Consider the following 22,616-nt stretch of genomic DNA (forward strand, 5'->3'; position numbering starts at 1 on the left):
TTTTTTATTTTTTTAAACTTAAAGTGCCACTTGGCTTTGCACGTTTAGCGCTAACTTTATTACTCTTTTGATGTGTTTTATTGCCACTGTCAGCCCCAGGCTTTGTAGCATAATGTGCTGTTCTTTTTTTACTTCCCGATTTATATCCCCCTTCATTAGTACCTGAAGAGCGACTAAAACCTCGTGGGTTTTCACCTTGGAAGTTACGTTTTTCGGGTTTGGTTTTATCTGACACGTGTTTATTCGAGTCAACCGAGTGCTCTTGTGTTTTCCCCGAGTCGGCTATTGAGTCATTGATTTGTGCCATTTCAGATTCAGTTAAATGACGCCATTTACCAACATTTAATCCTTTGAGTGTCACATTCATTATACGAGTACGTTTTAGTGTCACAACTTCATAACCTAAATACTCACACATACGTCTGATCTGACGGTTCAACCCTTGAGTTAATACAATTTTAAACTGTTGAGGGCCTGTTTGTGTTACCTTGCATTTTTTAGTAACCGTATCAAGAATGGGGATACCACTTGCCATTTTATTAACAAATTGGCGGTTAAGCGGTTTATCTACACTGACAAGGTATTCTTTTTCGTGGTTATTGCCCGCTCTTAAAATTTTATTAACGATATCGCCTTCATTGGTTAAAAATATTAAGCCTTCTGATGGTCTATCTAAACGTCCAATAGGAAAAATACGATCGGGATAATTAACCGCTTTAACAATATTACTTTGAATTTTACGCTCTGTAGTACAGGTAACACCTACTGGTTTATTATAAGCAATGTATACACGCTTAGGCACTGCTTTAAGAGGATTCCCATTGACTAACACAACGTCGGTAGGGGCAACTTTAACTCCCATCTCGGGTTGTTGGCCATTTACTGTAACACGCCCTTGCTCAATATATTTATCGGCTTCACGACGAGAGCAAAATCCGGTTTCACTAATAAATTTATTTAAACGTTTTAATTCAGTCATGGTTATTTTGCGTGTTAGTTTTTGAGGGTCGTTAGTGTAAACCAGCAAAGTAAATATTTCGCCTTTAATTTCATTATAAACGTGAATTATTTATAGCTAAGTTTACGCCAAACATATTCTAATGGGCCTTGTTTATTAAATTGACTATAAATTGCTACAAACGCCAATTGTACAATCACTAAAAGGGTAGCAACAATAAAATAATCAATACGGTTAAACTCAAGCACCCACTGAGAAAACAACCCCTTAAATAATAACAGCTGCATTAGCGTTTGGCTTATGTATAACGTAAATGCTAAGCGCCCTGTTGCTTGAATTAATTTACCTTTTGACGCATTACTTTGACAAAACTTAACGCCAACATGCAAATAAAGCATTGCCATAAATAAAGCCGCGACTGTAATGAATATATCTTGCATTGCATATACGACTCCCCCTGTATCGTTTAGCGTCAATACGCGTAATATGCTAAATAAAATGCTCACTGCAAGCGATAATTGTAGGACAGGCGTTGATAAGCCTTTTTCAAATACGTTACTTTTATATAAATAAATACCCACTAGCATTAACCCTGCACACATCCACATAGTTGATAAGGGAAGCATCACTAAGATAAATAAGTTCATGATCAGGTTACTTTTTATAATCGCAGTAAAGCTCGCGAAGTTTTCACTATAAAGTGTAATAAACTCACTACTTTCTCGGGTTAATACAGATTCAGGTGCACCTAAAATAATAAAAAATACCACCAACACGCTCACTAAAATATAACGTGTAGCACGCTTAATTAATTCGCTTTGACTATCATTTAAATAATCAGTGATATAAAGCCCAGCCAAAGCGTAAGCTAAAAGAATATCTCCAGCCCAAAACACAAAACCATGAATTAAACCAAATACAGCAAGCCATTTTAACCGTTTCTTTAGTTGTTTATCATGCGACATTCGCTGAAACTGTATATACAAGCCAACACCAAACAGCAAACTAAACAGAGTTCTAAAACGTCCCTCTAAAAAAAACACATTAATGCGAGTAATAACATAATCACTCGCAGGTGGGGTGTTTGATGCAACGTAATCAAGTTCAAAAATAGCAAAGGTATAAATATTTAAATAAACCAAACCTAGCACAGCTATGCCACGAATAAAGTCGAGGTTATACAGTCTAGGCATTAGCGATATAAGTATTTAATGTAATCTTGGGCAACTGTATCCCAACTAAAACGTTGTGACTGTGCATTTTTAGCTATTTCAAGCCATTGTTTAGGTTGCTTTTTATGCATACTTAATGCGGATTCTAAAGTAGATAATAGCGCCTCATTTTGTTTATTTAACGAGTCACCTGTAAAACAAAAACCTGTTTCGTTATGTACAACGGTGTCTTTAAGTCCACCGACACTGTGTACCAAGCAAGGTTGCCCTGCTCGCATTGCCAACATTTGGCTTATACCGCACGGCTCAAACGAGCTAGGCATTAAAAATAAATCACCTAGCTGATATAAAGTGTCGCCAACACCTTGCGCATATCCTTTTAAAAATAAAAAGTTACTATTACGCGCCATTGCTTTACAAAATAAAGCTTCTAAATCACTGTCACCCGAACCTAAAATAATTAACCGACCTTTAAATTGTGCTATTAATTCACACACTTTATCGAGCATTAAGGTTTGGTCATATTGTTGAGCTAATAACAGCACCTTTTGTTCGGTTAAACGACCCACACTGGTAATTAAAGGTCCTGTACTTTTACTGCTTTTAAACTGCTGTAAACGCTGATGTGCAATGTAATGACTAGATTGCACCTGAGTTTGAGTAGCCATCCAAATAAACAAAGACTGTTCAATTTGGTTGTATAAACTATGTTGAGTTTCGTTATGTGCGGGGATTTCGGTATATTCACAGCCATTTAAAATGCCGACAACATTCGAGGCATTCGCTTTATTTTGCAAGTCTCTTTCGAGTCCTTCTCCGCCAAAAAAACCTTGTTCGTAGTTGCTTGCTTTTAGTACTTCTTGCGAATAAGTGGGAGACACTAAATGGACTTTATCTGCTAAATTAATCGCGCTTCGCATTGGATTAAAACAGTCACTGTAACGGGGATCGCACAGCTCATATCTATCATAAGTTAGATCTTCAAACCAAGCCTCTAAACTCGAATCATCATGTTTAAATGGCCTTATCCCTTGTAGCGCTAAATTATGAACGGTATAAGCCGTATGTATAGCTTGCAGTGGCTTATAACGAGCGCTGTATTTAATCAACACAGCCACTAACGCACTGTGCCAATCATGTAAATGTAACGCATCAGGACGTCTAAATATACCTTGTAATAACCCCTCGCATACGGCCGCATTAAATAATGCGTACTTACTCGCATCTGTTGCAAAAGGTCGACCTGGCGCATCATTACAATACACTGCACCACCAGCATCACTAAATAAGTGATGGGAAATTACAAACTGATAAACCCCTGACTGCGTAGACTCTATTTTATAAACACTCAATTGATGTAAAGCGCCTTTATATTGGACGTTTAACTGACCAATATGTTGTCTATTTAAATGGCCAAATCCATAATCAGGAATAATAACATCAACACTACAGCCTTGCTCTGCTAGTGCTTTAGGTATATCTCTTACAACATCGGCTACCCCGCCTACTTTAGCACCTGGTAAGGCATCATTTTCAGCTGCAACCATCAATACATGCATTTAGTTTTCTCTTCTTTTGTTATTATTAACCCACTTTAACACTCGCTAAAGTGGGCTTTAGTTAGGCCTATATACTTAAGCTAACTTTTTGTTTTCTTCGGTTTCTTGCTCTAGTTTTTTTGCCAATGCGCTAAGCATCTCGCGAGTCACTAAGACTATACCTTTTTGAGATACCCTAAAACCATTTTCTTCATCGGTTTTTCGATCATAACCAATTTCAAGGCCCGCAGGAATTTCACAACTTCGGTCTATAATTGCGCGCTTAATTTTACAATGTCGATTAATCACCGCCCCTGGTAATATCACCGACTCTTCTATTTCACAAAATGAATGCACATATACATTAGAAAATAGTAGCGATTTTCTTACAAGCGAACCGGATATAATACAACCACCCGATACCGTTGAGTCAACGGCCATGCCTCGGCGATCATCGTCATCAAAAATAAACTTAGCAGGAGGTAATTGCTCTTGATAGGTCCATATTGGCCAAGTTGGGTCGTATAAATCAAGTTGGGGTTGTGGACTGACTAACTCCATATTAGCTTCCCAAAAAGAATCTAAAGTCCCTACATCACGCCAATATGGCTGAATTTCTTCGTCATTAACTCTAAATGGATATGCAAATACTTCGTGCTCTTGAATAATCGCTGGAATAATATCATGGCCGAAATCGCGACCAGAGCCTTCTGTTTCAGCATCTTTTTTAAGTTGCTCAAATAAAAACTCAGTGTTAAATACATAATTACCCATTGAGGCTAAACACACACCGGGTTGCCCTGGAATAGAATTTGGCTGTGATGGTTTTTCATCAAAACGACACACTCTTGATTGCTCATCAACGGTCATAACACCAAACGTATCTGCGGCTTCTTCAACAGGCACTTCAATACAACATACGGTCATATCTGCACCGTTTTCAACATGTTTAGCGAGTAAGGCACCATAGTCCATACGATACACATGATCGCCCGATAAAATCATGACGTATTTCGGCAGTTCATGGCGGATAATATCAATATTTTGATAAACCGCATCCGCAGTACCACAATACCAATCGTCGCCTTGGCGTTGTGATGCTGGTAATATTTCAACCGATTCACCCAACTCTTTTTTAAAGTGTCCCCATGCTCTATTAACGTGGCGAATGAGTGAATGCGACTTGTATTGTGTTGCTATACCTACGCGGCGTACACCTGAATTAATACAGTTTGATAAAGGAAAATCAATTATTCGATGCTTCCCGCCAAAATACACCGCCGGCTTAGCCCGCCAATCGGTTAATTCGTGTAATCGAGATCCTCGTCCACCAGCTAAAACTAGAGCATAGGTTTCTCTTGTTAAGCTACTTATATAGCGATTCGCATTGTTTGGCATAATACTCTCTCCGTTTAGTTTAGGCTTTTAATGACACTTTATTTATTTGTGTGAGTGTCATTAATAGTTAAAGGCTCTAAATGCCAAATATCGTCACTGTATTGCGCTATGGTTCTATCACTAGAAAACATACCACTGGCAGCGGTGTTTAAAATGCTCATCTGTGTCCAATAATATTGATCTTTATACGCATGCTCTACTTGCTTTTGGGCTGCAATATAACTTTCAAAGTCATGTGCAACTAACCATGGATCGTGTGGGCTCATAATGGCGTTGATAATATCGTCAAATAAACCCGGTTCAAATAAATTGAATTGACCACTTTGCAATAACTGCATTACATTTTCTAAATCGCTATTTTCGGCAACCAGTTTTGCTGGGTTATAGCGTGACTTTATCTCATCTATTTCACTGGTTTGTGCACCAAATAAGAAGAAGTTATCGCTGCCAACAGCATCTCTAATTTCGATATTTGCACCATCTAAAGTGCCGATTGTCAGTGCGCCGTTCATCATGAACTTCATGTTGCCTGTGCCAGACGCTTCTTTACCTGCGGTTGATATTTGTTCCGATAAATCCGTTGCTGGACAAATTGTTTCCATCGCAGTTACATTATAGTTAGGTAAAAATGCGACACGTAAATAAGGCGCCGCTTTTGGATCCTTATTAATAACGTGTGCAACATTATTAATTAACTTAATGATTTTTTTAGCCATGTAATACCCAGGAGCAGCTTTGCCTCCAAGTAAAACACAACGAGGTACCAAGCCTTCTGTATCGCCACGACGTATGCGGTCGTATAAATGAATAACATGCAATACATTAAGCAATTGGCGCTTATATTCGTGAATACGTTTAACTTGAACGTCAAACATCATAGTGACATCAAAATCTACATCACACCGCTCTTTAACTAGGTCGACTAAACGTTGTTTGTTTTGTGTTTTGACACTTTGCCATTGTTTGTGAAACTTTTTATCATCATAGAAACGGCGTAATTGACTAATTTTTGCAAAATCTGCAACCCACCCATCACCAATACTTTGTGAAATTAATTTACTTAAAAGTGGATTACAGTGCGCAACCCAGCGTCGTGGAGTGACCCCATTGGTTTTGTTATTAAATTTAGCAGGCCATAAATCATAAAAATCTTTAAATAAACCTTCTTTTAATAACTCAGTGTGTAAAGCGGCAACTCCATTCACCGAAAAACTACCTACGATCGCAAGATAGGCCATGCGGATCTGCGGCTCTGCCCCTTCCTCTATTAGTGATAACGCACGTTGTTTTTGTGTATCACCAGGCCATTGCTGCGCCACTTTTGCTAAAAAGCGTGCGTTAATTTCGTAAATAATTTCTAAAATACGTGGTAATAATCGTGAGAATAACGATACCGACCATTTTTCAAGCGCTTCTGGCAATAGTGTATGATTTGTATAAGCCATTGTTGCACTGGTGATATCCCATGCCGCATCCCAAGTAAGTTCGTAATCATCCATCAAAATACGCATCAGCTCTGCAACAGCAATACTTGGATGGGTATCATTAAGTTGAAAAACATGATGCTTAGCAAAGTCGCTAAAATCTTCGCCATGTTTAGCAACCCATTGATCAACAATATCTTGAATACTGGCTGAGGATAAAAAATATTGTTGACGTAATCTCAACTCTTTACCATTTTCACTGGCATCATTTGGATATAAAACCATGGTAATTTGTTCGGCTAGATTTTTTTGCGCCACCGCTTCGGAGTAACTACCGGCATTAAACTCAGTTAGGTTAAACTCATCTGTTGCTTCTGATTTCCATAATCTTAAGGTATTTACCACATTATTTTTATAACCAGGGATAGGTACATCATAAGGCACAGCCAGAACATCTTGGGTTCCTGTTAATTGACGGTGTTCTCGCGAATCTTTATCGGTATAACTTTGTACATGACCAAAAAACTTCACTCGTTTAGCTTGTTCGGGAGCGCTCAGCTCCCAAGGATGACCTTCTCTTAACCAGTTATCGGGTTGCTCTATTTGGTGGCCATCTTTGAGTGATTGATTAAACATACCGTATTCATAACGAATGCCATAACCGACAACAGGCAATGCCAAACTTGCACAACTATCTAAAAAACAAGCAGCTAAACGCCCTAATCCACCATTACCTAAACCGGCATCATGTTCTGCCTGTGCTACGGTTTCAAGTTCAGTACAGTACTCTTGCAAAGCACTGGCAACTTGTTGGTCTAAATCAAGGTTTAACACCGCATTACCTAATGCGCGCCCCATTAAGAATTCGAGAGATAAATAAGCGGTTTTACGGCCTTTTTGTTGTTCAATGTGTTTATTCGTTTCACGACAACGCGCAACCAGTCTATCGCGAATAGTTAGTGCTAACGCATTGTATAAATACAACTGCGATTCACCGACCTTATTACGTCCTAAGGTATAGTAGAAATGGCGTGATAGGTCATCATTAAGTGTACTTTCATCTATCACTGGGCCATCTTCCCACCCCTTTACCACACACACTTGATCATTTTGTTTGGCCATCTTTTTCATCCTCAAAAGTTGCACTAAAAACCCAACTACTCTGTGCATTAATATTACAAATAGCATCATCAGCGATATTCGCTGATGCATTATTTAAACTCGATAAAGCCAATTCCCATGGCGCATTAACCGGCGATGCAGGTAATCGACATGCGAGATCTTTGTCGTTTGCATTTAATATAATTAGTAATGCATGTTGCTCATCTTTATCTAACATGCTGTACATTAAAAATTTTCGTTTAGGGTCATGCCAATGCTCAACTTGCATACTTTTACCGTGCTCAGTAAACCACTTCACGGTAAATCGCTCGTCTACATCGGCTAAAAACACACTGTGCTTAAAAGCCCGATGGCCTTTTCTAATTTTAAGTGCATCATCAATAAATTGGCTTAATGTATGGTTTAATTGCGAGTCTTTCCAAGCCAGCCAGCTTGTACGGTTATTTTGACAATACGCATTATTATTGCCCCCTTGAGAATGGGCAATTTCAGTACCCGCAGCAATCATCGGCACTCCCTTTGAAAATAACAAAGAAAGTAAAAAGTTCTTTTGCTGTTGTAATCGCAAAGCAGTTATTTTTTTATCGCTAGTAAAGCCTTCAACACCACAATTAAAAGAGTAATTACCACTGTGGCCATCTCGGTTATCTTCACCGTTCGCTTGATTATGTTTGTTCTCATAACTGACTAAGTCGGCCAGCGTAAAACCATCGTGGCTAGTAATAAAATTCACACTATTTAATGGGCCGCGATGACTGTGCTCAAAAATATCAAACGAGCCATGTAAGCGTTTAGACAAATCAGCAATGCTTCCCTCATCGCCACGCCAAAAACGTCTTACGGTATCGCGATATTGATCATTCCATTCACGCCAAGGCGAAGGGAATGCTCCCAATTGATAGCCACCTGGGCCAATATCCCATGGTTCACTAATCAGTTTTACTTTATTTAAAATAGGGTCTTGTGCAATGGCTTGTAAAAAGGTGTGTGCAGCACTAAAGCCCTGTGGGGTACGTGCTAAAATAGTGGCCAAGTCAAATCTAAAGCCATCAACCCCCATCACTTCCACCCAATAACGTAAACTATCGAGCACTAATTGTAATGTTTTAGGATGGTCAATATTTATGGTGTTACCACACCCCGTATCATTAATATAAACACTTGGTTTATCTGGTAAAGTTCTGTAGTAAGCATGATTATCTAAGCCACGTAGAGATAAAATGGGTCCATCACTTCCCGCTTCAGCAGTATGGTTGTAAACCACATCTAAAATCACTTCAATATCAGCTTTGTGCAGTTCGCTTACCATTTGCTTAAATTCGTTAATATCATCATTAACTAAAAATTCGCGGTGGGGTGTGAAGAAATTAAGCGTGTTATAACCCCAGTAGTTTTGTAATCCTTTTCCTGTTAAAAACTGCTCACTAATAAAAGAATGCACAGGAAGTAACTCAATGGCAGTGACGCCTATATTTTGTAAATGTTCAATAAAACTTTGATGACTTAACCCTAAATATTTACCCTGTAATGCTTTGGGTATTTTAGGGTGTCGAGCAGTTGCACCTTTTACATGGCATTCATAAATAACGGTTTTACACCATTTATGATTTGGCTTTTCTCCCTTATAGGGCGATATAGCAGTGACTTTTGATTTAGGCATATCAATAGCATTATTTGCTGTACTTTTTGTCCCTATAGGCATTTGTCCATAATGGCGTTCACTCCATGTAAACTCTCCAAACAAGTTTTTTGCATAAGGGTCTATTAATAATTTATGCTCATTAAAAAATAAACCATGCTCGGGCTTATATTCGCCTTCAACCCGATAACCATACAAAGCACCATCAGTTAACGATGATATATAGATGCTCCAAACACCGCCTTCATTGATATTCATCGCGATTTTAGAAATTTCTGTGTGCCCACTCTTATCAAATAAACACACATACGCTTGCTTGGCTTTTGGTGCATAAAGCGCAAAATTTACACCATTATTAATTAATGTTGAGCCTAAAGGTTCTACAAAACCTTGCTCAACTATAAATGGGTCACTCATCATTTACCTTTTTTAAATACAGTGTCGTTAATCCACCTAAGGCGATATCTATTGAATAGTTAAAACCATGATTTGATGATTTGAATGCGTGTACTAAATTGTTTTTATTGTTACTTGCTGCAATACCAGAACCAAAGAATTCGCTATCATCAGTATTTAAAATCACCTGATAAACGCCGTCTTGTGGAACACCAATGGTATAGTTTTGATATGAAGTCGGTGTAAAGTTAGCAATAACCACAACAAAATCATTGTTGTCATTTGCAAAGCGTACAAAGCTTAGAATGCTTTGTGTGGCATTATTATTGTCTATCCACGAAAAACCGGCCGGATTATTATCGAGTTGATATAAAGCAGGTTCGTTTTTATAGACATGATTAAGTGCTTTTACTGTTTTTTGCATCCCTAGATGGCTGTCGTATTGTAGTAAATGCCAATCAATTGAATGATCATGATTCCACTCTCGGCGCTGGGCTATTTCTCCGCCCATAAATAACAGCTTCTTCCCTGGGTGGGCCCACATAAATGCATAATAAGCGCGCAAATTAGCAAATTGCTGCCAATCGTCTCCTGGCATTTTCTCAACTAGCGCCCCTTTACCATGAACAACTTCATCGTGACTAAGAGGTAAAATATAATTTTCACTAAATGCGTACACCATCGAAAAAGTCATTTCATGATGATGATGAGAGCGATACAGTGGGTCGTTTTGCATATAATGCAGGCTGTCATTCATCCAGCCCATATTCCATTTGTAGCCAAAACCTAAACCATTGTGTTCAACACTTTGTGTAACCCCTGGCCAAGCTGTTGATTCTTCAGCCACCATCATAATACCGGGGTTATTTTTATAAGTGCGCATATTGACTTGCTTTAAACACTCAATAGCCCCTAAGTTTTCACGTCCACCGAAACAATTAGCGACCCATTCACCTTCTTTTCGGCTGTAATCCAAATATAACATTGACGCAACAGCATCTACTCTTAACCCATCTAAGGCAAATTCGTGTAACCAATACATCGCATTAGAAATTAAAAAGCTTTTTATTTCCGGCCGATCATAGTTATAAATATATGTATTCCAATCAGGGTGAAAGCCTTGACGAACATCGGCATGTTCATATAAATGCGTTCCATCAAACTTATGTAAACCATGGGGATCACTTGGAAAGTGACCGGGTACCCAATCGAGCAAAATACCTATATTTGCCTTATGGCATTGCTCAACAAAATACCTAAAATCATCTACAGAGCCAAAGCGGCTTGTTGGCGCAAACAATCCGACTGGTTGGTAACCCCATGAACCATCAAAGGGGTACTCACTAATAGGCATTAATTGTAAATGCGTAAATCCTAAATCAATGGCATAGTTTACTAGCTTATCTGCTAACTCTTGATAACTTAAATACCGGTTGTCTTGTTCACGCTGCCACGAACCTAAATGAACTTCATAAATACTAATGGGCGCATCAATGTGGTTTCGTGCGGCCCTATTAGCCATTGCGTTTGAATCTAATGCAATAGCGGCTGCTTTATGTTGCAAAATACTAGCGGTACCCGGGGCTTGTTGCATTTTAAAGGCAAATGGATCGGCTTTTTCAATGACCTCTTTATGCTGTGTCGTAATCGAATATTTATAGCACATGTCTGCTTTTAAGTGCGGTATAAATAACTCCCACACGCCACTGGCTGGGTGAAAACGCATGAAGTGGCGATTTGATTGCCAGTAATTAAAATCACCAATCACTGACACACTTACAGCATTTGGAGCCCATACACAAAAACGAACACCATCAACATCTTCTAATTGGGTAAAGTGCGCACCAAAATGCTGATAAGCATGCTCTAAACTCCCTTCATTAAATAAATACATTGCTTGCTCATCTAATGCACTGCTAAAGCTGTATTCATCAAAGTACACAACGTCAGTTTGTGGGTAGTTAACCTGACATTGATAAGGCAGTAATGGAAACTGAGGCAACGTTGCAATAAACAAATCAGTATCTTGGTAACGTACTGCATCAACTAATTGGCCTTTAATATTTACTTTTACATTAATGGCAGCGGGTAAGAAAAGGCGTATCTCTGTTGTATTATTTTTTAATTCATGTGCCCCTAAAAAGCTAAATGGGTCTTTAAAACAGCCACTTTGTAAAGCACTTACTTGCGCATCGTAATTAGTTGTGTGTGATATAGATGATGTACTTTTACTCATTATTTCATATTCCTTAACGAATCGATCTGAGCTAAAAAAGAAGCATGTTTAGAAAATATTGTGTCACAAGAATGATTTAATACACGGCGCCAGTTTGGATATTCTGTATGTGTACCGGGTATGTTTACCGGGTAATGTTGCTCATCTAAATCGTCAAGTTGCAAAGCAAATAAACGTGATTTTGACTTAGCTAAACACTTTGCCAATTCTTCATAAACTGTCATTGCATTACTGTGTAGAGAGAGTTCGCAGTTGGTGTGATTTTTAATAAAACGAAGTAAACGTTCTTTCTCAAATAAACGATTCTCTACCTGCTGCTGTTTTTCAATTTCATTAAGCAAAGCGTAATCACATTTAATATTTATATCATGATCGTGCCACCAGCCAGCAAAAGGGGGCACATCGTGGTTTGCTATCATTAACAAACTGTGAGAATCAAAGTCGTTTAAATTCAAAAATTCACCATATTCATCTTTTTCAAAATAAAACAGGCTATTAGAAAATATACCACCGTGTTTAAGTGCATTTTTTACCTCTGGCGGAACCACTCCTAAATCCTCACCAATCACAATACACTTGTTTAGATTAGACTCTATTTTTAAAATCGCTAGCAAATGTTCAAAAGGGTAATACATATAACAACCATCTTGACCATTTAGGGTATCAAAACACCACCATAAACGTCGTAAAGCCATTACATGGTCAATTCTAAGACCACCAACACCTTGCATATTTGCCCGAATCAGCGATTTAAAAAATGCATAATTATCGTGCTTTAACTTGTGCGGGTTTAGTGCCGGTAAGCCCCAGTTTTGGCCACCTTCAGCCCAAGGATCAGGTGGAGCCCCTACGCTGGCGTTTATAGCAAACAGCGGTTGCTGATTACTATATTCGCAGCCATCCGGTGAACAACCTACGGCTAAATCATTTATTAAACCAATAGCCATTGCGTGCTCTTTACAACGTGCTTGGCATGCAACTAACTGGCAATGGGCTTGCCACTGTAAGTAGTAATCAAATTCTCTGTTTTGTGATTTAATGGTCGCTAAAGCCATTTTGTTTTCTTCACAATACAGGTTAAATTGCGCGCGTCGTTGATTTGTTGCACAGCAAGAAAACTGATTATACAAGGCCGAAAATAAACGGTATTTAATGTCACTTACTTTTTTATAATCAATAAATTGAGAAGAGGTCTGTGTCAACGAAGTAATATCACTACTTTGCAAAAGTTGATTTAACTCAGGGTTATTTTCACTTTCAACGCAAGCGGCTATATTTATGTATAAAGGGTTTAGTAAAGCACGGCTATTGGGGCTGTATGGGCTGGCATTATCGGGGTTATCTGCAAAAAGTAAATGCAGTGGATTTAATAAAATATAATCCATATTATGCTTGGCGCAGTGATCAATTAAATCCAGTAAATCACTAAAATCACCAATTCCAAGTCCCGCTTTATTCTTTAGCGTATAAAGCTGTAACGACAATCCAAGCCGTTTTTCTTCAGCATCTTGAAAAACTTGTTCTGGGACAACCCAAATCTGGGTATTGCTATGCCCCCCATCGATTAACACCTCAGCTGCATGATAACCTACGGGTAAATGAGGAAGCGGTATCAATAGCTCAATATACTTAATGCCATCTAATATATATTCGCCACTTTGATACAAACCAATTAATGATGCTAAGTTATGTTCAACGTTTACTGACTTTATATATATCTTACATGGACATGTGATTTGCCTTTCGTCAATTCGTATCTTTAATTTAGGCTGCGCCTCATCAACTAAACTCACATCGGGCACAAATTTAAGCCAAGTTGCAGCATCTAGCTCATAATTTTGCCGCGCAATACTTTCATCATCTTCAGCATTTATTTCACAACAACTTAAAGCGTGTTTACGGGTTTGCTCACTAAAATAAACATGTTCGCCAGTATATTTAGTATACTCATAGCCAACACCAGACAGATAAAACAACTGCGAAAGTGCGTTCATTTATTAGCCTTATCTAAATGCGATGCGTATTTACAACGCTATTTTCTGAACCAAATTCATTAGCAACATAATTATCAGCTTGATGATCGTTATCCCAAATTTCACCATTAACTAAATAACGAAAGGTAAACTCTTTATCAATTGGCAGTCGTTGCTTATATTTAAAGACACCTAGCTTTTTATTAAGTTTCATTGGTTTCGGTTCCCACTCATTAAACTCACCAATTAAACTCACTTCAGTCGCCTCTGGATGAGAAAACTCGAAAGTAATTTCAGCTTCATCTTTTGTTTTAAAAAAACGTTTGTTCAACATGTTAAACTCCTACTAGACACTTATTTAATTTACGCTTCATCAAATACTTTACTAATTAAAATAAAATAGGTTATTAAAAGCCTATAAACTTGCTTGAAATTAAAACAATCTTTTATTTATATTTCATGACAACAACAATTTGCACCATCAAAAGACATTTCGAATTAGTTTTGCACCAAATATAAACACATACACGGCCTTAAGCTGTCTATTTTATAACCAATACAATTGAGCAAAAATCAAACCATAAATAAAAAACGAGATTATTTGTAAACTTTTAAATAAGAAAGGAAGGCAAGGTGGCATAAAAGCCCAGTAGTAAAAACTAAATCCCTGTTATTCACTTGTCTTGTAAAAGATAGTACACAGAGGGTATTTAATAAGCAATAAAAAGCCTGTTTAAAACGAATAAAAATTCACTAAAAACACTTTACGGGTACAAAAAGTGGACAGACCAGTCTTTATCTTGCATAAGTATGCACACCGGTGAATATTATGTATAAATTTCAACACAAAGAAAGTTTTTAAAATTACGATAATAAATCAGTGTCTATATATAAAATAAAGATGCCCGATTTGTTTAAAAAAACGCGTTAACCTTGTTGTTATTCAACCGTTTGTTAATGCTATATATTTAAGCCATATGATTTTGTTATAATAAAACCATATTATTTCATTTTCATCGGCACCATGTTTAAAAAAACATTCTATATCGCTATCGCCAGCTTAATCTTTATAAGTGCTCTTTTTATTGGATTTTCAACATATACTTTATATAGTAAAAAAGTAATTTCTATTGATAGTAAGTTAAAAGAAATATCTGGAATTGAATATGATAAGCATAATAACTTATGGGCTATTAACGATGGCGGTGATGATGCAAAACTGTATCAAATTAACAAGCAAGGCCACATTAAAAAAGAAATTTTAGTCACAAATGCGAAAAATATTGATTGGGAAGATATGACACAAAATAAGTTTGGTCATTTCTTTTTAGGTGATTTCGGTAATAATAAAAACGATAGAAAATGGCTTACCATCTATAAAATAGAAAATCCTATTGATATAAAAACAAATACGACTGAAGCCGAAATAATTAAATTTACTTACCCTGAATTTGATGGCACACCTATCACAGCCAATAAGCGTAACTTTGATTTAGAAGCATTTGTCGAATTCGATCGCCATTTATATTTGTTCACCAAAAATAGGACAGAGCCTTTTAATGGCATTACAAACCTTTATAAGGTGGGAGATCATGCTGCTAATTTCAAAGCAGAGCTTATTGATTCATTTCAAACATGTACCACCTTTGAAAAGCTATGCTGGATAACCTCGGCAGCGCTAAGCCCAGATAGAACAAAGTTAGTTTTACTCGACTCCACCAGTATTTGGTTGTTCGAAAACTTCAAAAACGATAAATTTTTTTCAGGTGATGTATCTCGAATCGATTTAGGCATTGTTACACAAAAAGAAGCCATTACTTTTTACGATGAAAATACCCTCGTATTTACTGATGAAGAATTTAAAGGGATCGGGGGTAATGCTTACTTTATAAAACTCGATGAAGTAGAAAAGAAAGTAGTTAAACGCCATACTCAATAATATATAACATTTATGATTATTAACGTTTAAACTTTGTCTCTAATATTACCGAAGATGTCGTACGCTCTACGCCGTCTAGGTTACCAATATCATCCAGTAAATGACTTAATTGCTCTAAATTTGAAGCTTGTACAATCGCAATTAAATCAAACTCTCCACTGATTGCATAAAGCTGCGATATTGCATCTATGTGCTTAAGTTCTAAATTAGTTTTAGTCGTTAATTTTTGTTTTACCTTTATAGAAACATGGGCCGATACTAAACTCGCTAAATAGTCATCACCATAATCAACACTATATCCTTTTATAACACCAGCATGCTCTAGTTTTAACATTCGACTTTGCACCGTCGAACGCGATAAGTTTAGTAACCTCGCTAAATCAGAAACACTCGCTCTTGCATTAGTTTTTAATATAGCAAGTAGCTTTTCATCTTGTGGACTTATCAAAATGCCAATTCCATTCGTTAATTTGTATATTATTTTAATCAATTTTTACAAAATAGCACTGCATTTTTAACCTACAACCATTGATAATGCTATTTAATAATAAAAACTAGCTGTTTTTCATTTCTTTTATTTCGATTTTAAACATAAATCAGCTAAGTTTAACTATCTTCAGTCCCCATTTTTAGGTGTAAACATGCAAATAACAAGAGATTTATTTAACGATGTAATGGTGCCCAATTACAACCCTTCAGAGGTGATCCCTGTGCGCGCAAAAGGCTCTCGTGTATGGGATCAAAATGATAATGAGTTCATAGATTTTGCTGGGGGTATTGCGGTAAATTGTTTAGGCCATTGTCATCCTGCTTTAGTTAAAGCCTTAAAAGATCAAGGTGAAAAAATTTGGCATTTATCAAATGTAATGACCAATGAACCGGCACTTCGTCTTGCCCAAAAAATGGTTGAAGCGACATTTGCCGAAAAAGTCTACTTTGCCAACTCAGGTGCAGAGGCAAATGAAGCAGCACTTAAACTGGCTCGACGTGTAGCGCTAGATAATCATGGTCCAGAAAAATCGCAAATAATTGCTTTTAATAAAGGTTTTCATGGCCGAACTTTTTTTACTGTGACTGTCGGTGGTCAAGCAGCATATTCAGATGGTTTTGGCCCAAAACCTGGTGATATCGTGCATTGTGACTACAACGATATCGACGCATTTGCTGCACTAATAAACGACAATACATGTGCTGTAATGATGGAGCCATTACAAGGAGAAGGCGGTATTATTTCTCCTAGTGACGAATTTGTTAAAGCCGTTCGTAAACTGTGTACGGATCATAACGCCCTACTTATTTTTGATGAAGTGCAAACCGGTGTTGGCCGTACAGGTGCATTATATGCTTACGAAGATTTAGCGGTTGTACCAGATATACTTACCACCGCTAAAGCATTAGGTGGTGGTTTCCCTATAGGTGCGATGATCACACGAAGTGATATTGCAGCACACCTCAAAATAGGTACGCATGGATCTACCTATGGCGGTAACCCGTTAGCATGTGCTGTTGCCGAAGCCGCTTTCGATACAGTAAATACCGCGCAAGTGCTTAACGGCGTAAAACAACGCGAACAATTATTTCGCGATGGGCTTGCTGCCATAAACGAAAAACATAATGTATTTAGCGAAGTAAGAGGTAAAGGTTTACTCATTGGCGCTGTTTTAAATGAGCAATACCAAGGCCGAGCAAGAGATTTTTTAATAGCCAGTTTAAATAATGGATTAATGAATTTAGTTGCCGGAGCAAACGTCATTCGTTTTACGCCTTCACTGGTTATTCCATTAGAAGATATAACACAGGGCCTGGCTCGTTTTGAAAAAGCGGTCGGCGACGTTGTAAACGCTAAATAACAAAAACAACACTATTTAAGCACACATTATGTGTGCTTATGGAGCTATTAATACATGTATGTACTTCGTCCGATAAATAAACATGATTTCGAGTCGCTAAAACAAATAGCAATCGAATCAGGACATGGTTTTACCTCACTCCCCGTTGATGATACCCAATTAAAAGATAAAATTGCGCGCGCCGAACATAGTTTTAATAAACAGCTAAGCCAACCTAGTGATGAAAACTACTTATTTGTTTTAGAAGATACACAAACAGGTAAAGTCGTTGGCACAACGGCAATTGAAGCCGCTGTAGGATTAAAAACCCCGCTATATCACTACCACTTAGGAAAAACGGTCCATCATTCGCAAGCTTTGAAAGTGTATAACACAGTCGAAATTTTAACCATGTGTAACGATTACACCGGCTGCTCTGAAATTTGCACCTTATTTTTACAAGAGCAAAGTCGCCAAGGTTTAACAGGACGATTTTTATCTCGAGCTCGCTTTTTATTTATGGGCCAACACAGTGAACGCTTTGCCGATACGATTATTGCAGAAATGCGCGGGGTGAGTGATGAACATGGCCATTCTCCTTTTTGGCAATGGTTAGAGGAGCACTTTTTTAGCATTGAGTTCCCGCAAGCTGATCACCTTGTCGGGTTAGGCGATAAAGTGTTCATTAGTGAACTCATGCCGAAATACCCTATTTATGCCAATTTGCTCAGTAAAAAAGCGCAAAACGTGATTGGAAAAGTACACGAAAAAACCAAACCTGCACTTAAGTTACTTGAAAAAGAAGGCTTCGAGCACCGTGGCTATGTTGATTTATTTGATGCCGGTCCGACAGTTGAAGCCAAATTAGGCAATATTCGTAGTGTCCGAGAGTCTAATGTATGCCCTGTCACAATTATGGCTAATGGCTCTGAAGAGCAAACCAGTTCAAAAACCTTAGCCATTTGTAATCAGGGTATGAGTGATTTTAGAGCCACATTTAGTGACAATGCATATTATGATATTGCCAAACACACATTAATAATTAGCCCTGAAGTGGCTACAGCGCTTAATTTAAAGCAAGGCGATACTGCTCGCTTCTTTGACTTGTAAATAAGCGTTTAATCAAAATAACCCATTAAATTAAAAGCGTAATTTAAGGAACTACAGATGCATACCAATGTAAATACCCTCTTTGAAAACCTATGGGAAAACTATTTAACAGTGACGCCGTCGGCTGAAAAAATCCATACCCTCTTAGGGTCATCTCAAAGCAATGATATTATTAACGATCACATTGCATTACGGACTTTTAATATAGAAAAAGTAGGCCTAGAAAAGCTCGCAGCACATTTTATTGCATTAGGTTATAAAGAGTGCGGTGAATATCATTTTAAAGCTAAAAAATTGTACGCAAAACATTACGAGCACACCGACCCGAACCAACCTAAAGTCTTTATTTCTGAGCTACTGGTTGAGCAATGCTCTGAGCAACTGCAAAAGATTGTTTACGACATGGTTGAAAATATAGACGAAAACTCGATAACAAACAGTGACTTTTTGTATTCGGGTACCCATTGGCAAGTTTCATCACAGACATATAAGCGCTTACTAGAAGAAAGTGAATATGCAGCGTGGATGTCGGCATGGGGCTATCGTGCAAATCATTTTACCGTGAATATTAATGCCCTAAGCCACTTTGAAAATATTACACAAGTTAATGATGCACTTAAAAATGCCGGATTTAAACTAAATAGCTCAGGAGGAGAAATAAAAGGCTCACCTGCGGTTTTATTAGAACAATCGTCAACGCTTGCCGATCAATACCCGGTTGAGTTTAGCGATACAAAAATAAACATTCCTAGCTGCTTTTATGAATTTGCTATCCGATACCCCCAGGCGAATGGCCAACTTTACACCGGTTTTGTTGCCGCCTCTGCCGATAAAATTTTCGAAAGTACTAATACACGTTAATTTATAATTAAAATTAAAAAAGCCCTTACGGGCTTTTTAGTGTAATGCATTTCTGATCTTCTCTTATTTAAACTACGTACATGTATTAAAATAGGATTTTATTATGAAAAACGAAATCGATAATAAGTTAATTTTAAGTGTCTATGAACGCATCCAACAGCGTGGTAATAATTCGCACCAAGCTATGCACTATCAAGGGATCACCGCCTTTAGTGATATTGACGGTTACACCTTATATTTGCAAGGCAGTGGCGTTTTACTGCGTTTTGGTTTTCATAACACCTACCACCTAAAATATGAATACGAAAAACAAAAAGATGATTTTTTAAAGAAACTCACTCAAATTGCGAGTGAAGATTAATGCGTGCACGTAAAAATATCATCCGTCATACCCCCTCAAAAAATCAACAATTTATTCAAGCGGTTGTCGCTGAACTTAAAGCAAATCCGAATAAACTTAAGGTCATTAAAAGTAATTTAGAGCACTACCGCCAGCAAACTCACTTAAAACGAGGCTTTTTATTAGCAATTGAGCGCTTTGATTGGGTCTTTGATGCAACACAAAATATAGATGAAATCTGTCAGCAAATTTTGGCTAATGATTACATCGGTAATCGGCTGCGTCGATATCCGTTACTTTTTAAAGGCGTTATTGATATTTACATCTAAAATTAGATTAGTACTCTAATTATTTTGATTCTAATTATAAAAATTAAACTAAATTAACATTGTTAAAAATAATAAATACTCACACCAAATAAAAACCAAGTGAGACTTTAAAATACATATTAAATTTAACAACTTACATGTTCAAGTTGGCTTTTTCTTTGTTCTATATTCACTCTGTATTTTTAAACATTGTTAACACATAGTGCTAATTCAAGCATGGCTTATCACTTGAATTGTTAGAGCTATTATCTTAAAATGTTTTATATTGAACGTTCAATTAATAAAAGTTATGCCGAAAGTAGGAATGGAACCTGTAAGACGTCAACAGCTCATTGACGCCACAATAGAATCGGTCGCAACCCATGGATTACAAAAGACGACCATTAGTACAATCAGTAAAAATGCGGGGTTATCCTCTGGCATTATTAGTCATTACTTTGGTGCTAAACAGGGATTAATTGAAGCAACAGTTAGGTATTTACTAAACAATTTAAAGCAAGAGTTAATCTATAAAATTACTCCAACAACCAGTCATGTGCAGCGTCTTATGTACATTATTGAAACGAACTTTGCATTAGTACAACAGCGTAGCGATACCACAAAAACATGGTTAAGTTTTTGGGCTCAGTCTATGCACGATGATGAGCTTCATCGTTTACAAAAAGTAAATAGCCTTCGCCTTAAGAGCAACTTGGCTTATTCATTTAAGCAATTAATGAATCGAGAAGATGCCTTAGTGTGTGCCCATTTGTGTGCAGCCATGATTGATGGCCTTTGGCTTCGAACTGTACTTAGTAAATCAGATAAAAACGAATTTAAACGCAGTGAAGAGCTAGCTAAAAGCTATGTACACTCACTTATAAAGCAATACGGAGTCTAATGTGTCTACACCTGTCTATCAAAACTTTATTCATGGACAATTTTTAGCAAACCAAAGTGGTAACACTTTCGATGTTAAAAACCCTGCTACCGATACGGTTATTTACAAAGTTGAAATTGCTGATGAGTCAATTCAGCAAGCAGCGATTAAAAGTGCCCAACAAGGTTTTGCACAATGGTCAGCAATGACACCGGTTGCCCGTAGCCGTATTTTATTAAAAGCGGTTGCGTTATTGCGTGAGCGTAATGATGAACTAGCGTTAGTAGAAGTACTCGATACCGGCAAACCAATGCAAGAAGCAAATTGTGTTGATATAGAAACCGGAGCTGATGTTATAGAATATTTTGCCGGGCTTGCGCCTACACAGCTTGGACAACAACAAATGGTTGGCGACGACTTTTACTATACGCGCAAAGAGCCTTTAGGGATTTGTGCCGGTATTGGTGCGTGGAACTACCCGCTGCAAATTGCTTGTTGGAAATCGGGCCCAGCTCTAGCTGCCGGTAATGCATTTATTTTTAAGCCATCTGAAGAGACACCACTAGGTGCAATCAAATTAGCAGAAATTTTTATTGAAGCAGGCGTACCCGCCGGTGTATTTAATGTTGTTCAAGGTGCTGGCGAAGTTGGGCAATGGCTAACCGCACATCCACAAATTGATAAAGTGTCATTTACGGGTGAAGTAGGTACTGGGAAAAAAGTTGTGGCAAGTGCCGCAAGTACCCTTAAAGATGTGACGATGGAACTTGGTGGAAAATCACCACTGATCGTTTTTGAAGATGCCAATGTAGAGCAAGCAGTCAGCGCTGCTATGTTAGGTAACTTTTATACACAAGGCGAAATTTGCACTAACTGCACCCGTATTTATGTTCATAAAACACTTTACCAATCGTTTATTGATGAACTTAAAGCCCGCACAGAGAAAAATATTATTGCCGGCGATCCACAAGATCTAAATGTAAACTTTGGCGCCCTTATTTCTAAAAAACACCAAGAGCTTGTACTAAGCTATATTGACAGTGGACTTAGCCAAGGCGCGACCTTATTAACAGGTGGTACTGCCTTATCACCGGCCTCTGCGCCTAATGGCTATTTTGTCGCCCCAACCGTATTTGTCGATTGTCATGACGATATGAGCATTGTAAAAGAAGAGATTTTTGGCCCAGTAATGAGCGTATTAGTGTTTGAAGACGAAGATGATGTAATCAAACGAGCTAATGCAACACACCTTGGCTTAGCTGCCGGTGTTTTCACTCAAGATATTAAACGTGCTCATCGTGTTATTCATCAACTACAAGCCGGTATCTGTTGGATAAACGCCTACGGTAACTCACCTGCTGAAATGCCTGTAGGTGGTTATAAGCAATCGGGCATAGGGCGCGAAAATGGCGTAGAAACGCTGGATCATTATACTCAAACTAAATCGATTTACGTGGGTATGAGCGATATAGAAAGTCCGTTTTAAGGGGAAA

The 22,616-nt window shown here is 37.8% G+C and carries 18 protein-coding genes; 8 read left to right on the forward strand and 10 right to left on the reverse strand.

The annotated features are described in order from the left end of the window. Positions 1 to 4: 4 nt before the first annotated feature. The 9 genes from rluF to J8L70_RS09380 form a co-directional block, all read right to left on the reverse strand. The gene (gene rluF / locus J8L70_RS09340) at positions 5 to 979 is read right to left on the reverse strand and encodes a 23S rRNA pseudouridine(2604) synthase RluF (protein ID WP_211055301.1); all 975 of its coding nucleotides are present in this window, start codon (positions 977 to 979) and stop codon (positions 5 to 7) included. Between the two features lie 86 nt (positions 980 to 1,065). Further along, positions 1,066 to 2,109: a DUF418 domain-containing protein gene (locus J8L70_RS09345; protein WP_348772148.1), complete on the reverse strand. Its 1,044-nt coding sequence runs from the start codon at positions 2,107 to 2,109 to the stop codon at positions 1,066 to 1,068. 41 nt (positions 2,110 to 2,150) lie between these two features. Beyond that, positions 2,151 to 3,689: a glycogen/starch synthase gene (locus J8L70_RS09350; protein WP_211055303.1), complete on the reverse strand. Its 1,539-nt coding sequence runs from the start codon at positions 3,687 to 3,689 to the stop codon at positions 2,151 to 2,153. A gap of 75 nt (positions 3,690 to 3,764) precedes the next feature. Then, complete coding sequence (gene glgC, locus J8L70_RS09355) at positions 3,765 to 5,066, reverse strand: glucose-1-phosphate adenylyltransferase (RefSeq protein ID WP_211055304.1); 1,302 nt, start codon at positions 5,064 to 5,066, stop codon at positions 3,765 to 3,767. A gap of 38 nt (positions 5,067 to 5,104) precedes the next feature. Then, complete coding sequence (locus tag J8L70_RS09360; RefSeq protein ID WP_211055305.1) at positions 5,105 to 7,612, reverse strand: glycogen/starch/alpha-glucan phosphorylase; 2,508 nt, start codon at positions 7,610 to 7,612, stop codon at positions 5,105 to 5,107. Beyond that, entirely contained in the window at positions 7,596 to 9,668 is a 2,073-nt protein-coding gene (gene glgX, locus J8L70_RS09365; RefSeq protein ID WP_211055306.1) for a glycogen debranching protein GlgX, read from the reverse strand. Before glgX ends, J8L70_RS09360 begins: the two co-directional genes overlap by 17 nt. Next, on the reverse strand, positions 9,661 to 11,883 hold the full coding sequence (gene glgB / locus J8L70_RS09370) for a 1,4-alpha-glucan branching protein GlgB (RefSeq protein ID WP_211055307.1): 2,223 nt from the start codon (positions 11,881 to 11,883) through the stop codon (positions 9,661 to 9,663). The genes glgX and glgB overlap by 8 nt, the downstream gene beginning before the upstream one ends. Next, positions 11,883 to 13,877, reverse strand: a complete 1,995-nt coding sequence (gene malQ / locus J8L70_RS09375; RefSeq protein WP_211055308.1) for a 4-alpha-glucanotransferase — start codon at positions 13,875 to 13,877, stop codon at positions 11,883 to 11,885. Before malQ ends, glgB begins: the two co-directional genes overlap by 1 nt. 13 nt (positions 13,878 to 13,890) lie before the next feature. Beyond that, positions 13,891 to 14,190: an isoamylase early set domain-containing protein gene (locus tag J8L70_RS09380; protein ID WP_211055309.1), complete on the reverse strand. Its 300-nt coding sequence runs from the start codon at positions 14,188 to 14,190 to the stop codon at positions 13,891 to 13,893. Positions 14,191 to 14,880: 690 nt separating this feature from the next. Between J8L70_RS09380 and J8L70_RS09385 the strand changes: the two genes are divergently transcribed. Continuing rightward, complete coding sequence (locus J8L70_RS09385) at positions 14,881 to 15,795, forward strand: hypothetical protein (protein ID WP_211055310.1); 915 nt, start codon at positions 14,881 to 14,883, stop codon at positions 15,793 to 15,795. A 19-nt stretch (positions 15,796 to 15,814) separates the two neighbouring features. Here the strand turns inward: J8L70_RS09385 and J8L70_RS09390 are convergent, their stop codons facing one another. Further along, on the reverse strand, positions 15,815 to 16,243 hold the full coding sequence (locus J8L70_RS09390; protein ID WP_211055311.1) for an Lrp/AsnC family transcriptional regulator: 429 nt from the start codon (positions 16,241 to 16,243) through the stop codon (positions 15,815 to 15,817). A gap of 193 nt (positions 16,244 to 16,436) precedes the next feature. Here J8L70_RS09390 and J8L70_RS09395 point away from each other — a divergent pair, with 193 nt between their 5' ends. From J8L70_RS09395 to betB, 7 genes are all read left to right on the forward strand, one after another. After that, on the forward strand, positions 16,437 to 17,645 hold the full coding sequence (locus J8L70_RS09395) for an aspartate aminotransferase family protein (protein ID WP_211055312.1): 1,209 nt from the start codon (positions 16,437 to 16,439) through the stop codon (positions 17,643 to 17,645). A 54-nt stretch (positions 17,646 to 17,699) separates the two neighbouring features. Next, positions 17,700 to 18,734 (forward strand): arginine N-succinyltransferase, encoded by a 1,035-nt coding sequence (astA, locus tag J8L70_RS09400; protein ID WP_211055313.1) that lies wholly within the window; start codon positions 17,700 to 17,702, stop codon positions 18,732 to 18,734. Positions 18,735 to 18,791: 57 nt separating this feature from the next. Further along, a complete protein-coding gene (locus J8L70_RS09405; RefSeq protein ID WP_211055314.1) occupies positions 18,792 to 19,595 on the forward strand; it encodes a DUF1338 domain-containing protein in 804 nt (267 codons plus the stop codon). A 103-nt stretch (positions 19,596 to 19,698) separates the two neighbouring features. Next, positions 19,699 to 19,956, forward strand: coding sequence for a DUF3081 family protein (locus J8L70_RS09410; RefSeq protein WP_211055315.1), 258 nt, complete (start codon positions 19,699 to 19,701; stop codon positions 19,954 to 19,956). Beyond that, a complete protein-coding gene (locus J8L70_RS09415; RefSeq protein WP_211055316.1) occupies positions 19,956 to 20,264 on the forward strand; it encodes a hypothetical protein in 309 nt (102 codons plus the stop codon). The genes J8L70_RS09410 and J8L70_RS09415 overlap by 1 nt, the downstream gene beginning before the upstream one ends. Positions 20,265 to 20,568: 304 nt before the next feature. Then, the gene (betI, locus tag J8L70_RS09420) at positions 20,569 to 21,144 is read left to right on the forward strand and encodes a transcriptional regulator BetI (RefSeq protein ID WP_211055376.1); all 576 of its coding nucleotides are present in this window, start codon (positions 20,569 to 20,571) and stop codon (positions 21,142 to 21,144) included. A gap of 1 nt (position 21,145) precedes the next feature. Next, complete coding sequence (gene betB / locus J8L70_RS09425) at positions 21,146 to 22,609, forward strand: betaine-aldehyde dehydrogenase (RefSeq protein ID WP_211055317.1); 1,464 nt, start codon at positions 21,146 to 21,148, stop codon at positions 22,607 to 22,609. Positions 22,610 to 22,616 lie beyond the last annotated feature (7 nt).

Origin of the sequence: Pseudoalteromonas sp. MMG010 (assembly GCF_018100905.1) — a bacterium.
Classification (GTDB): domain Bacteria; phylum Pseudomonadota; class Gammaproteobacteria; order Enterobacterales; family Alteromonadaceae; genus Pseudoalteromonas.

Coding starts and splice junctions, on each gene's coding strand:
- rluF (WP_211055301.1), bottom strand. CDS start 979: ATGACTGAATTAAAACGTTTAAATAAATTTATTAGTGAAACCGGATTT.
- J8L70_RS09350 (WP_211055303.1), bottom strand. CDS start 3,689: ATGCATGTATTGATGGTTGCAGCTGAAAATGATGCCTTACCAGGTGCT.
- glgC (WP_211055304.1), bottom strand. CDS start 5,066: ATGCCAAACAATGCGAATCGCTATATAAGTAGCTTAACAAGAGAAACC.
- J8L70_RS09360 (WP_211055305.1), bottom strand. CDS start 7,612: ATGGCCAAACAAAATGATCAAGTGTGTGTGGTAAAGGGGTGGGAAGAT.
- glgX (WP_211055306.1), bottom strand. CDS start 9,668: ATGAGTGACCCATTTATAGTTGAGCAAGGTTTTGTAGAACCTTTAGGC.
- glgB (WP_211055307.1), bottom strand. CDS start 11,883: ATGAGTAAAAGTACATCATCTATATCACACACAACTAATTACGATGCG.
- malQ (WP_211055308.1), bottom strand. CDS start 13,877: ATGAACGCACTTTCGCAGTTGTTTTATCTGTCTGGTGTTGGCTATGAG.
- J8L70_RS09380 (WP_211055309.1), bottom strand. CDS start 14,190: ATGTTGAACAAACGTTTTTTTAAAACAAAAGATGAAGCTGAAATTACT.
- J8L70_RS09385 (WP_211055310.1), top strand. CDS start 14,881: ATGTTTAAAAAAACATTCTATATCGCTATCGCCAGCTTAATCTTTATA.
- J8L70_RS09395 (WP_211055312.1), top strand. CDS start 16,437: ATGCAAATAACAAGAGATTTATTTAACGATGTAATGGTGCCCAATTAC.
- astA (WP_211055313.1), top strand. CDS start 17,700: ATGTATGTACTTCGTCCGATAAATAAACATGATTTCGAGTCGCTAAAA.
- J8L70_RS09405 (WP_211055314.1), top strand. CDS start 18,792: ATGCATACCAATGTAAATACCCTCTTTGAAAACCTATGGGAAAACTAT.
- J8L70_RS09410 (WP_211055315.1), top strand. CDS start 19,699: ATGAAAAACGAAATCGATAATAAGTTAATTTTAAGTGTCTATGAACGC.
- J8L70_RS09415 (WP_211055316.1), top strand. CDS start 19,956: ATGCGTGCACGTAAAAATATCATCCGTCATACCCCCTCAAAAAATCAA.
- betI (WP_211055376.1), top strand. CDS start 20,569: ATGGAACCTGTAAGACGTCAACAGCTCATTGACGCCACAATAGAATCG.